At 72.1% G+C, this 12287-nt stretch carries 10 protein-coding genes; 4 read left to right on the forward strand and 6 right to left on the reverse strand.

The genetic code is table 11. From position 1 onward, the window contains the following. Positions 1-16: 16 nt before the first annotated feature. Genes BX283_RS28945 through BX283_RS28955 form a run of 3 tightly spaced genes read left to right on the forward strand, consistent with a single transcriptional unit; the run spans position 17 to position 3836 of the window. A complete protein-coding gene (locus tag BX283_RS28945) occupies positions 17-1114 on the forward strand; it encodes a thiamine ABC transporter substrate binding subunit (RefSeq protein WP_101390414.1) in 1098 nt (365 codons plus the stop codon). A 53-nt stretch (positions 1115-1167) separates the two neighbouring features. Then, the gene (locus BX283_RS28950; RefSeq protein ID WP_101392627.1) at positions 1168-2814 is read left to right on the forward strand and encodes an iron ABC transporter permease; all 1647 of its coding nucleotides are present in this window, start codon (positions 1168-1170) and stop codon (positions 2812-2814) included. Then, positions 2814-3836, forward strand: a complete 1023-nt coding sequence (locus tag BX283_RS28955) for an ABC transporter ATP-binding protein (protein ID WP_101390415.1) — start codon at positions 2814-2816, stop codon at positions 3834-3836. Before BX283_RS28950 ends, BX283_RS28955 begins: the two co-directional genes overlap by 1 nt. A 295-nt stretch (positions 3837-4131) precedes the next feature. Here BX283_RS28955 and BX283_RS28960 read toward each other — a convergent pair whose 3' ends face one another. The 6 genes from BX283_RS28960 to BX283_RS28985 all read right to left on the reverse strand — a co-directional run bounded on the left by BX283_RS28960 (position 4132) and on the right by BX283_RS28985 (position 10553). After that, a complete protein-coding gene (locus BX283_RS28960; RefSeq protein ID WP_257583914.1) occupies positions 4132-5076 on the reverse strand; it encodes a hypothetical protein in 945 nt (314 codons plus the stop codon). Between the two features lie 106 nt (positions 5077-5182). Continuing rightward, the gene (locus BX283_RS28965) at positions 5183-6304 is read right to left on the reverse strand and encodes an LOG family protein (RefSeq protein ID WP_101390416.1); all 1122 of its coding nucleotides are present in this window, start codon (positions 6302-6304) and stop codon (positions 5183-5185) included. Positions 6305-6349: 45 nt separating this feature from the next. Further along, on the reverse strand, positions 6350-7507 hold the full coding sequence (locus BX283_RS28970) for a hypothetical protein (RefSeq protein ID WP_101390417.1): 1158 nt from the start codon (positions 7505-7507) through the stop codon (positions 6350-6352). Then, positions 7489-8226 (reverse strand): ABC transporter ATP-binding protein, encoded by a 738-nt coding sequence (locus tag BX283_RS28975; protein ID WP_101392628.1) that lies wholly within the window; start codon positions 8224-8226, stop codon positions 7489-7491. The genes BX283_RS28970 and BX283_RS28975 overlap by 19 nt, the downstream gene beginning before the upstream one ends. Before the next feature lie 456 nt (positions 8227-8682). After that, the gene (locus BX283_RS28980) at positions 8683-10062 is read right to left on the reverse strand and encodes an aspartate aminotransferase family protein (protein ID WP_101390418.1); all 1380 of its coding nucleotides are present in this window, start codon (positions 10060-10062) and stop codon (positions 8683-8685) included. Further along, the gene (locus BX283_RS28985) at positions 10047-10553 is read right to left on the reverse strand and encodes an Lrp/AsnC family transcriptional regulator (RefSeq protein WP_101390419.1); all 507 of its coding nucleotides are present in this window, start codon (positions 10551-10553) and stop codon (positions 10047-10049) included. Before BX283_RS28985 ends, BX283_RS28980 begins: the two co-directional genes overlap by 16 nt. Positions 10554-10716: 163 nt before the next feature. Here BX283_RS28985 and BX283_RS28990 point away from each other — a divergent pair, with 163 nt between their 5' ends. Beyond that, positions 10717-12156, forward strand: coding sequence for a gamma-aminobutyraldehyde dehydrogenase (locus tag BX283_RS28990; RefSeq protein WP_101390420.1), 1440 nt, complete (start codon positions 10717-10719; stop codon positions 12154-12156). The last annotated feature ends 131 nt before the right edge of the window (positions 12157-12287 follow it).

Raw genomic sequence — 12287 nt, forward strand, 5'->3', positions numbered from 1 at the left:
AGGAGGATCCACAACCATGCGCAGTACGAAGAAGATGGCGGCCGGCGCGCTCGCCGCCGCCCTCGGCGTCAGTGCCCTCGCCGCGTGCGGCGGCAAGGACGACGACGCCGCGAAGTCCGACGGCGGCACCAAGTCCAAGACCGTCACCCTGGTCAGCCACGACTCGTTCGCCGCCTCCGACGCGGTGCTCAAGGAGTTCACCGCGCGGACCGGCTACACGGTCAAGGTCCTCAAGAGCGGCGACGCGGGCGCGGCACTCAACCAGGAGATCCTCACCAAGGGCTCCCCGCGCGGCGACGTGTTCTTCGGCGTCGACAACACCCTGCTCTCGCGCGCCCTCGACCACGGCATCTTCACCCCGTACGAGGCGAAGGGCCTGGCCGCCGTCCCCGCGGCCGTCCAGCTCGACAAGGGCGAGCACCGGGTCACGCCGATCGACACCGGCGACATCTGCGTCAACTACGACAAGAAGTACTTCGCGGACAAGAAGCTCAAGCCCCCGGTCTCCTTCGCCGACCTGATCAAGCCCGAGTACAAGAACCTGCTGGTCACCGAGAACGCGGCGACCTCCTCGCCGGGCCTCGGCTTCCTGCTCGGCAGCGCCGCCCAGTACGGCGACGACGGGTGGCAGGACTACTGGAAGAAGCTCAAGGACAACGGCGTCAAGGTCGTCGACGGCTGGGAGCAGGCCTACAACCAGGACTTCTCCGGCTCGGCCGGCGGCCAGAAGGCCAAGGGGGACCGCCCGCTGGTCGTGTCCTACGCCTCCAGCCCGCCCGTCGAGGTCCTCTACGCCAAGCCGCAGCCCACCGAGGCCCCCACCGGCGTCGCCACCGGCACCTGCTTCCGCCAGACCGAGTTCGCCGGGCTCCTCAAGGGCGCCAAGAACGAGGCGGGCGGCAAGGCGCTCCTCGACTTCCTGATCTCCAAGAAGTTCCAGGAGGACATGCCGCTCAACATGTTCGTGAACCCGGTGGTCAAGGACGCCAAGCTGCCCGAGCTGTTCACCAAGTTCGGCGCCACGGTCACCGAGACGCACGACGTCGCTCCGGAGAAGATCTCCAAGAACCGTGAGCAGTGGGTCAAGACGTGGTCCTCGCTCGTGCTGAAGTAAGCCGCACGCCCCGCGCGAAGAAGGTGCGCGAGAGCGCGGTGCGGCTCGGCCTGATGGCGCTGCCGCTCGCGTTCTTCGCGCTCTTCTTCGCCTGGCCCGTGGCCGCGATCGTCGGCCGCGGGCTGCGCGTCGACGGCGTCTGGCACCTCGGCCGGATCGGCGAGGTGATCACCGAGCCGGACATCGGGCACGTCCTGTGGTTCACCACCTGGCAGGCGCTCGCCTCCACCGCGCTCACGCTGCTGATCGCACTGCCCGGCGCGTACGTCTTCGCACGCCTCGACTTCCCCGGACGGAATCTGCTGCGGGCCGTGGTCACGGTCCCCTTCGTGCTGCCCACCGTCGTCGTCGGCACCGCCTTCCTCGCGCTGCTCGGCCGGGGCGGGCTCCTCGACGAGCTGTGGGGCGTACGGCTCGACACCACGGTGTGGGCGATCCTGCTCGCGCACGTCTTCTTCAACTACGCGGTCGTCGTACGGACCGTCGGCGGCCTGTGGGCGCAGCTCGACCCGCGCCAGGAGGAGGCCGCCCGCGTCCTCGGCGCCTCCCGCTTCGCGGCCTGGCGCACGGTCACGCTGCCCGCGCTAGGGCCCGCCGTGGCGGCGGCCGCGCTGATGGTCTTCCTGTTCACCTTCACCTCGTTCGGCGTCGTCCAGATCCTCGGCGGCCCCACCTTCTCCACGCTCGAAGTGGAGATCTACCGCCAGACCGCCGAACTCCTCGACCTGCCCACCGCGGCGGTCCTGACGATCGTCCAGTTCGCGGCGGTCGGCGCGGTCCTCGCCGTGCACGCCTGGACGGTACGGCGGCGCGAGAGCGCCCTGAAGCTCGTCGACCCCGCGCAGACCGCGCGGCGCCCGCGCGGCGCGGGCCAGTGGACGCTGCTGGCGGCGGTGCTCGCGGTGATCGCCGTACTGATCCTGCTGCCGCTGGGCGTGCTGGTCGCCCGCTCCCTGGACACCCCCGACGGCTACGGCTTCGGCTACTTCCGCTCCCTCCAGTCGGTGGGGGAGGGCGGAACGTTTCTGGTGCCGCCGCTCGAAGCCGTGTGGAACTCGGTGCAGTACGCGCTGGCCGCGACCGGGATCGCCCTGGTCATCGGCGCTCTGGCGGCCGCGGCCCTCACCCGGCGGGGAGGCCGCCTGGTCAGGGGCTTCGACGCGCTCCTGATGCTGCCGCTGGGAGTGTCGGCGGTGACAGTCGGCTTCGGCTTCCTGATCACCCTGGACCGGCCGCCGCTGGACCTGCGCACCTCCTGGATCCTGGTGCCGCTGGCCCAGGCACTGGTGGGGGTGCCGTTCGTCGTACGGACCATGCTTCCCGTACTGCGCGCGGTCGACGGGCGGCTGCGCGAGGCGGCCGCGGTCCTCGGCGCCTCGCCGCTGCGGGTCTGGCGGGAGGTGGACCTGCCGCTGGTGCGGCGGGCGCTGCTGATCGCGGCGGGGTTCGCGTTCGCGGTCTCGCTCGGCGAGTTCGGCGCGACCGTGTTCATCGCCCGCCCCGACCGCCCCACCCTGCCGGTCGCGGTGGCCCGGCTGCTCGGCCGGGCCGGGGACCTCAACTACGGCCAGGCGATGGCACTCAGCACGATCCTGATGGTGGTGTGCGCGGTGTCCCTGCTCCTCCTCGAACGCATTCTCCCCCAACCTCGAACGAACTCGGTCGGGGGGACCCCCACGGACCGGACCGGAGAATTCTGATGCTCAAGCTCGACGGGGTGACGGTCCGGTTCGGCGAGCGGGCCGCGCTCGACGCGGTCGACCTGGAGGTCGCCGAGCACGAGACGGTGTGCGTGCTCGGACCCAGCGGCAGCGGGAAGTCCACCCTGCTGCGGGTGGTCGCGGGGCTCCAGCCGGTCGACGCGGGGCGGGTGCTGCTCGGCGGCGCCGACCAGGGCGGGGTGCCGGTGCACCGCCGGGGCGTCGGCCTGATGTTCCAGGACCACCAGCTGTTCCCGCAGCGGGACGTGGCCGGGAACGTGTCCTTCGGCCTGCGCATGCGCGGGATGCCGCGCGCCCGGCAGACCGAGCGGGTCGAGGAGCTGCTGGAGCTGGTGGGGCTGCCGGGGGCCGGGCGGCGGGCGGTCGCGGCGCTCTCCGGCGGCGAGCAGCAGCGCGTCGCGCTCGCCCGCGCGCTCGCGCCGTCGCCGCGGCTGCTGATGCTGGACGAGCCGCTGGGGCAGCTGGACCGTACGCTGCGGGAGCGGCTTGTGGTCGAACTGCGCGCCTTGTTCGGCCGGTTGGGCACGACCGTGCTGGCCGTCACGCACGACCAGGGCGAGGCGTTCGCGCTCGCCGACCGGGTCGTGGTGATGCGGGACGGCCGCATCGCGCAGACCGGTACGCCGCTGGAGGTGTGGCAGCAGCCGGCCTCCGAGTTCGTGGCGCGCTTCCTCGGGTTCGAGAACGTGGTCGCGGGTGTGGTGTCGGGGGAGGTGGCGGCCACGGAGTGGGGTTCGGTGCCGGTGCCGGCGGGGTCGGCCCAGGGTGCGGTGCGCCTCCTGGTCCGTCCGGCGGGCGTCCGGCTGCTGCCGGTGGATCAGGGGCTGCCGTGTGAGGTCGCCTCCCGTACGTTCCGGGGCGGCCATGTGGCGCTGCGGCTGCGGCCGGAATCGGGGGCGGTGTTGGAGGCGGAGTGTGGGGTGCGGTGGGCGCCGGGGGTGGGGGAGCGGGTGGGGGTGGGGTTCTTGGGGGCGGAGACGGTGGTACTGGGGGGTGTGTAGCCCCTCCCCGCCCCTTCACCTAGACCCTCCGGGGGTGGAGACTCGCTTCCCGGGACTAGGCCCCCGGCCCCTGTTGCGGGGCCTGCGGCCCCTGCACCCCGCTTCGTTCGTCTGCGGGCCGTGGACGGCTGGTCGCGCAGTTCCCCGCGCCCCTTAAATGCTCGGCTTCGCCCTCGCCCGCACCCGCTAGGGGCGCGGGGGACTGCGCGCTCAGCCCCCACCGAGCCGCAGACGAACTCCGGGCCGAAAAGGGGCGCGGGGAACCGCAGACATACACCGGCCCGCGGAAGCCGTCTCAGCCCCGGAGGCCACGCGGCGGAGCCGCAGATGTCACAGCGGGAAGGGGCGGGGTGGGGGAGAGCTCCGCCGGGTCTGACGGCTCGGACTCGGACCCGTACCAGGCCACCCCCACCGCCCCCGCCACCGCCAGCACGAAGCCCAGCCCCGCCATCCACCCCAGGCCCGCCCGCGACGCGTCGCCCAGCCACAGGACGCCGATCGCGCCCGGCAGGACCGTCTCGCCGACCACCAGCGCCGCCGTCGCCCCGTTGACCGAGCCGATCTGCAGCGCCACCGTGTGCAGGTACATCCCCCCGGCCCCGGCCACCACGATCGCGTACAGCGCGGGGTCCGAGAGCAGGCGGCCGAGGTCGAAGGGGTCCACGCCATTCAGGACGCGCACCCCGACCCCCAGCGCGCCGAAGCCCAGGCCCGACAGCAGGCCCGCCAGGATCGCGGCGCGGGCGCCGAGCAGTCGTACCGCCACCGCCCCGCCCGCCATCAGCAGCACCGACACCACCAGCAGCCACCAGTGCGTGGCGAGGGACGTGTGCCCGCCGCCCTCCTCGCCCGCCGCCGTCGCCAGCAGCACCAGGGCCGAGCAGACCACCGCGATCGCGCCCCACTCGGCGCGGCTCAGCCGGATGCCGAGGAGCTTGACGCTCAGGACCGCCGTGATCACCAGGTTCGCGCTGATCACCGTCTGGGAGAGGAAGAGGGGGAGCAGGCGGGCGGCCAGCGCGCCGAGGCCGAAGCCGACGAAGTCCAGGACCGTGCCCACCATGAACTCCCACGTCAGCGCCGCCTTGGCGGTGGACGACAGGCTCGGGCCGCCGTGCTGGGTGCGGGCCGTCGCGGCGGCCTCGCGGCGCGCGGACTTGCGGGATCCGACGGCTTGCAGGACCGAGCCCGTGCCGTAGCAGATCGAGGCCGCGATCGCGGTGAGTAGGCCGAGCAGCACCAAGAGCTCCGTTCCGAGGGGTCGAGCGGGAGCGCGTTTTCCGCTCCTCAGCAGCAGACGTGCGCGGACCGCCGCGCGTTGCCTGGTGTGATCTACGCGTCTTCGCTCACGCCGACAGACGTGCCAGCTCCGCCGCCGCCTCGTCCACCGAGTCCACCAGCGCGATCCGCGCCGCCATCGGGCGGTCCTGCGCGAGCGCCTGGAGCAGCGGCCACGCGGGCAGGCGCTGCGTCCAGTGCGCGCGGTCGACCAGCACCATCGGCGTGGCCTCGCCGCGCGACCCGTAGTAGTTCGGGGTCGCGTTGTCGAAGATCTCCTGTACGGTTCCGGCCGCGCCCGGCAGGAACACCACGCCCGCGGTGGAGCGGGCCAGCAGGCCGTCCTCGCGGGTCGCGTTGGCGAAGTACTTGGCGATGTGGCTGGCGAACGCGTTCGGCGGCTCGTGGCCGTAGAACCAGGTGGGGATGCCGACCGACACACCGCCCCGCGGATGGCGTCCGCGTACCTCGAAGGCCGCCCGCGCCCAGTCCGAGACGGACGGCGCGAACGACGGCGCCTTGGCGAGCAGTTCCAGCGCCTCGCCGAGCACGCCGTCCGTGAACGGCGCGGTGTACGCGCCCAGGTTCGCCGCCTCCATCGCGCCCGGCCCGCCCCCGGTGGCGACGGTGAACCCGGCCCGCGCCAGGGTGCGCCCCAGCCGGGCCGCCCCGGCGTACTCCTCGCTGCCCCGGCCCATCGCGTGCCCGCCCATCACGCCCACCACCCGCGCCCCGGCCAGGAACTCGTCGAGCGCGTCCGAGACCGAGTCGTCGTGGATGGAGCGGAGCATCGACGCGAAGACGTCGCCGTCCGACTTGGTGCGCTGGAACCAGGCGTACGAGCGGGCGTCGGGCGTGCGCTCGTAGCCGGCGTCGAGGTCCTCGAACAGCTCGTCGGGGGTGTAGAGCAGACCCCGGTACGGGTCGAAGGGCAGATCGGGGACGGGCGGGAAGACCAGGGCGCCGTCGGCGCGCACCTTGGCGGTGGCGTCCGGCTCCATCCGGCAGCCGAGGAAGACGGCGCCCGCGCAGTCGGCGGACAGCAGCGCGAACGTACGGTCCGTCAGATCGAGGGACTGCAGGCGGTATCCGACCAGCGTTCCGCCCGCCACGACCTCGTCGAACTCGGCGACGGACTCGATTTCCCGGTCCCGTGCGCTCGCCACCCGCTGAAAGTCTTCACTGGCCATCCGGCCACGATAGGCGGTAGGGGGAAGGGGTGGCCCGGCCGGGGCTCAGCCCGTCAGGGGCAGGGCCGCGAGCTCCGCGATGCCCCAGGTCACCGGGCCGAACAGGGCGAGCAGAGCCGCCGCGCGCAGGGCGGCCGAGGCGCGCAGCAGCTTGGCCGGGGCGCCCAGGCGCAGCAGCGCCGCCGTCGTCTCGCCGCGGGCGTGCTTGGACTCCAGGGCCGCCGTCAGCAGCGTCGCCACCGAGCACCCCATCACCAGCGCCGCGCCCAGGCCCGTGAGCGGGCCGAAGGGGTGCGGGCCCGCCTCGTCGCCGTACAGCGTGGCGGCCGCGATCGTGGCCGAGGCCACCGCGCACACCACGCCCAGCGGGCGCCCGATGCGGCGGGCCTCCTCCATCAGGACGCGCCCCGCCAGCAGCCGGGCCGCCCCCGGCCGCGCGGTCTGGAGCAGCCGCCCGCACAGATGCGTCAGGGCCGGGCCCGCGACCGCCAGGCCGAGCGCGGTGAGGGCCCAGCCCGCCAGCACCCCGGCGGGGCTGCTGTCGGGGTGGCCCGGCATGGGGATCGCGGAGCCCGGGGTGCCCCGGCTCGCGAACGTCTCCAGTGCCAGGCCCGCCGTGATCAGGGTGATGCCCCAGGGCAGGCCCGCCGGGACGGACGCCGGGGGCCGCTCCGCGCCGGTCGGCCGGGGCCGGGGCTGCTCCTTGCGCGGGCGCAGGGCGAGCCCGGCCGCCGTCGACGCGGTCAGCGGCAGCACCGAGAGCAGGGTGAGGGCCGCGGCCAGCGGCAGCGGCCGGTCGGCGGCGAGGAGCCCGGCCGCCGCCCCGTCGAAGGGCAGTCCGGTGATGTCGCCGCGCAGATGGAGGTAGACGAGCAGGGCGACGGTCGAGCCGAGCGTGCAGGCCACCGCCGTCGACGCCGCCGCGATCGCGGTGAGCCGCCCGGGGCCCAGGCCCACCGCGGAGAGCCCGGGGCGGGGGCGGGTGCTCGGGTCCGTACGGGCCACGGCGACCGCGAAGTGGACGGTCGCGGCGAGCGGCACCGCGCACCACAGCAGCCGCGGCAGCGAACCGCCGGGGTGCGCGACCGCGTGGCCCAGGGTGCACAGGAGCAGGAAGCCGACGCCCGCCGAGGCCGCGGCCACCAGCAGGCGGCGCAGCAGGACCAGCGGGTGGGTGCCGCGGGCTAGACGGAGAGCGAGCACGCGGCGCGGCCCTCCGCGTCGGGGGTGCCCGTCTGCGCGCCCGTGGTGACCCGGCGCCCGTCCAGCAGCCACACCGTGCGGTCGGCGAGCGCCGCGACCTCCGCGTCATGGGTGGCCAGGAGCGTGGTGATGGCGTGCGAGCGGGCCGCGGCCGTCAGGGTGCGCAGCACCTGGGCGCGGTCGGCGCGGTGCAGGGTCGCCGTCGGCTCGTCGGCGAAGAGCACCGCGGGGGAGGTGACCAGGGCGCGGGCGATCGCCACCCGCTGGCGCTGCGCGGTGAGCAGGGCGTGCGGGCGGCGCCGCGCGCAGGCGCCGATGTCGAGCCGCTCCAGCCACTCCAGGGCGGCCTTCTTGGCGGTGCGGTGCGAGATGCCGCGCAGCAGCAGGGGCAGCGCCGCGTTCTCCCAGGCGTTGAGCTCGGGCACCAGGGTCGGCTCCGGGTCGATCCAGCCGAACCGGTCGCGGCGCAGCCGCTCGCGGGAGAGCGCTCCCATGGTGTGGACGGGCGCGCTGTTGAACCACACCTCGCCCTGGTCGGGCACCAGCTGGCCGGACAGGCAGCGCAGCAGCGTCGTCTTGCCGCTGCCGCGCGGGCCGCCGACGGCCAGGATCTCGCCCTCGCGGATCCCGAGGGAGACCCCCGTCAGGGCGGGCGAGCCGCCGTGGGAGTGGTGCAGGGAACGTCCCCAGAGCACATCGTTGTCCGGCGGGGCCACCATGGCGTACACCTCGGTTCAGATCAGATTTCCTGTTCCCCCGTACGGGGGAACGAAGGCAGGGCCGATCGGTCACTGGGCACCGTAGGGACTGATGCGCGCCGGTCCTGACAGCACGCGGCCCGGTGGCGCCCATCTCACTCGGATGGGCGCCACCGGGCCGGTGCGTTCAGACGAATCGCGGGGGCGGTCCGGGGGACGGGTAGGGCCTATCCGGCGGATCTGGTCGGCACGCGGGGGTCTGGCACGCCCTCCCCCAAGGCCTTAAGGGCCAGGGGGGACCCCCAGCGGCGTTGTCGTCGGTTGCCGACGCTCCGCGTCGACGCCCTCCTCCGCCTTGCAGCATTGGGGTCTCCCCTGCTCGAACGAAGTTGAGAGCTTGGGGAAGCACCAGACCCCCGCTCACCAGTGCCGAAACCGCGCCTCGGGCCGAGGCCGACCAGATCCGCCGGACAGGCCCTACAGCTTCGTCCAGGCCTCCGTCAGGACCTCGCGCAGGATGCCCTCGATCTCGTCGAACGTGCCCTGGTCGGAGATGAGCGGCGGGGCCAGCTGGACCACCGGGTCGCCCCGGTCGTCGGCGCGGCAGTACAGGCCGTTGTCGTACAGCGCCTTGGAGAGGAAGCCGTACAGGACGCGCTCGGTCTCCTCGTCGTTGAAGGACTCCTTGGTGGCCTTGTCCTTGACGAGCTCGATGCCGTAGAAGAAGCCGTTGCCGCGGACGTCGCCGACGATCGGCAGGTCGTGCAGCTTCTTGAGGGTGTCGAAGAAGGCGCCCTCGTTGTCGAGCACGTGCTGGTTGAGGCCCTCGCGCTCGAAGATGTCGAGGTTGGCCAGGCCTACGGCCGCGGAGACCGGGTGGCCGCCGAAGGTGTAGCCGTGCAGGAAGGTGTTGTCGCCCTTGTAGAACGGCTCCGCCAGCTTGTCGGAGATGATGCAGGCGCCGATCGGGGAGTAGCCCGAGGTCATGCCCTTGGCGCAGGTGATCATGTCCGGTACGTAGTCGAACTTGTCGCAGGCGAACATCGTGCCGAGACGGCCGAAGGCGCAGATGACCTCGTCGGAGACGAGCAGCACATCGTACTTGTCGCAGATCTCGCGCACCCGCTGGAAGTAGCCGGGCGGCGGCGGGAAGCAGCCGCCCGCGTTCTGCACGGGCTCCAGGAAGACCGCGGCGACCGTGTCGGGGCCCTCGAAGAGGATCTCCTGCTCGATCTGGTCGGCGGCCCAGCGGCCGAACGCCTCGGGGTCCTCGCCGTGGATCGGGGCACGGTAGATGTTGGTGTTCGGCACCTTGTGCGCGCCGGGGACCAGCGGCTCGAAGGGGGCCTTCAGCGCGGGCAGACCGGTGATGGACAGGGCGCCCTGCGGGGTGCCGTGGTAGGCGACCGCACGCGAGATGACCTTGTACTTCGTGTGGTTGCCGGTGAGCTTGTGGTACTGCTTCGCCAGCTTCCAGGCGGTCTCGACGGCCTCGCCGCCGCCGGTGGTGAAGAAGACCTTGTTGAGGTCGCCCGGGGCGTAGTGGGCGAGGCGCTCCGCCAGCTCCACCGCCTTGGGGTGGGCGTAGGACCACACCGGGAAGAAGGCCAGCTCCTGCGCCTGCTTGTAGGCGGTCTCGGCGAGCTCGTGGCGGCCGTGGCCGGCGTTGACGACGAACAGGCCCGAGAGACCGTCGAGGTACTTCTTGCCCTTGTCGTCGTAGATGTAGGTGCCCTCGCCCCGCACGATGGTGGGAACGGGCGCGTTCTCGTACGACGACATGCGGGTGAAGTGCATCCACAGGTGGTCGTAGGCGGTCTGGCTCAGGTCCTTGCTCACGGCTATCGGGTTCCCCACATATAGGTCTGCTTCTTCAACTTGAGGTAGACGAAGCTCTCGGTGGAGCGCACGCCGGGGAGGGCGCGGATCCGCTTGTTGATGACGTCCAGCAGGTGGTCGTCGTCCTCGCAGACGACCTCCACCATCAGGTCGAAGGAGCCCGCGGTCATCACCACGTACTCGCACTCGGCCATGGCCGTGAGCGCCTCCGCGACGGGGTCGAGGTCTCCCTCGACGTTGATGCCGACCATCGCCTGGCGCCGGAACCCCACGGTGAGGGGGTCGGTGACGGCGACGATCTGCATCACGCCCTGGTCCAGCAGCTTCTGCACGCGCTGCCGCACGGCCGCCTCGGACAGGCCCACGGCCTTGCCGATCGCGGCGTACGGGCGGCGCCCGTCTTCCTGGAGCTGCTCGATGATCGCCAGGGACACGGCATCGATCGACGGGGACGATCCGTTTCCGGTTCTGGAGTCTGCGCTTCGACTGGCCACGGAGCCACTGTGCACCCGACTCGTCTGTCCCGCAACCCCAAAGCGATGAAATTCGTTGTTACGTGACCTCGGAAGCACTGAATCCGAAGTTACCGGGCGGCGGGTCTGTCGAAAGCGACACTTCACCGACTAAGGTGGGCGTCTCACCCATCGGACATCGGACCGGGAGGCCAGCGAAGTGACCACCGAACTGCGTCGTTTGCGCAACTACATCGACGGAGAGTTCCGCGATGCTGCCGACGGGCGGACCATCGAGGTGGTCAACCCGGCCACGGGCGAGGCGTACGCCACCTCGCCGCTCTCCGGCCAGGCGGACGTCGACGCCGCTATGGCCGCCGCCGCCGCGGCCTTCCCGGCCTGGCGCGACACCACCCCGGCCGAGCGCCAGAAGGTCCTGCTGAAGATCGCGGACGCCTTCGAGGAGCGCGCCGAGGAGCTGATCGCGGCCGAGTCGGAGAACACCGGCAAGCCGCTCGCGCTCACCGCCAGCGAAGAGATCCCGCCGATGGTGGACCAGATCCGCTTCTTCGCGGGCGCCGCCCGGCTGCTCGAAGGCCGCTCGGCCGGCGAGTACATGGAGGGGATGACCTCGATCATCCGCCGTGAGCCGGTGGGCGTCTGCGCGCAGGTCGCGCCGTGGAACTACCCGATGATGATGGCCGTGTGGAAGTTCGCCCCGGCGCTCGCCGCGGGCAACACGGTCGTCCTCAAGCCCTCGGACACCACCCCCGCCTCCACCGTGCTGATCGCCGAGATCATCGGCGCGATCGTCCCCAAGGGCGTCTTCAACGTCATCTGCGGCGACCGCGACACCGGCCGCGCGATGGTCGAGCACCCCACCCCCGCGATGGCCTCCATCACGGGTTCCGTACGGGCGGGCATGCAGGTCGCCGAGTCGGCGGCCAAGGACGTCAAGCGCGTCCACCTGGAGCTCGGCGGCAAGGCCCCGGTCGTGGTCTTCGAGGACGCCGACATCGCCAAGGCCGTCGAGGACATCGCGGTGGCGGGCTACTTCAACGCGGGCCAGGACTGTACGGCCGCGACCCGCGTGCTCGTCCACGAGTCCATCCACGACGAGTTCGTGACCGCGCTCGCCAAGGCCGCCGCCGACACCAAGACCGGCCAGCCGGATGACGAGGACGTGCTGTACGGCCCGCTCAACAACGCCAACCAGCTCAAGCAGGTCACCGGCTTCATCGACCGCCTCCCGGCGCACGCCAAGGTCGAGGCGGGCGGCCACCGGGTCGGCGACAAGGGCTACTTCTACGCCCCGACCGTCGTCTCCGGCCTGAAGCAGGACGACGAGATCATCCAGAACGAGGTCTTCGGCCCGGTCATCACGGTCCAGTCGTTCACTGACGAGAAGCAGGCCCTCGAATACGCCAACGGCGTCGAGTACGCCCTGGCCTCCTCGGTCTGGACGAAGGACCACGCCCGCGCGATGCGCATGTCCAAGTACCTGGACTTCGGCTGCGTCTGGATCAACACGCACATCCCGCTGGTCGCGGAGATGCCGCACGGCGGCTTCAAGAAGTCCGGCTACGGCAAGGACCTCTCGGCGTACGGCTTCGAGGACTACACCCGCATCAAGCACGTGATGACGTCGTACGAGGGCTGACTCCCCTCGTAGCAACGGGACTTGTGGTGCGGCACCGGACGGGGTGCCGCACCACACGTGTGTCAGGGCCCCGCCGGTCGACAGGTTGTCGGGCCTGCGGGGCGGGGCTGTACGCACCGTCCATTGCTCCG

It is taken from the genome of Streptomyces sp. TLI_146 (assembly GCF_002846415.1).
GTDB lineage: Bacteria > Actinomycetota > Actinomycetes > Streptomycetales > Streptomycetaceae > Streptomyces.

Excerpts from the sequence above, each read along its gene's own strand:
- BX283_RS28945 (WP_101390414.1), top strand. The coding sequence starts at position 17 with ATGCGCAGTACGAAGAAGATGGCGGCCGGCGCGCTCGCCGCCGCCCTC.
- BX283_RS28950 (WP_101392627.1), top strand. The coding sequence starts at position 1,168 with ATGGCGCTGCCGCTCGCGTTCTTCGCGCTCTTCTTCGCCTGGCCCGTG.
- BX283_RS28955 (WP_101390415.1), top strand. The coding sequence starts at position 2,814 with ATGCTCAAGCTCGACGGGGTGACGGTCCGGTTCGGCGAGCGGGCCGCG.
- BX283_RS28965 (WP_101390416.1), bottom strand. The coding sequence starts at position 6,304 with ATGGCCAGTGAAGACTTTCAGCGGGTGGCGAGCGCACGGGACCGGGAA.
- BX283_RS28975 (WP_101392628.1), bottom strand. The coding sequence starts at position 8,226 with ATGGTGGCCCCGCCGGACAACGATGTGCTCTGGGGACGTTCCCTGCAC.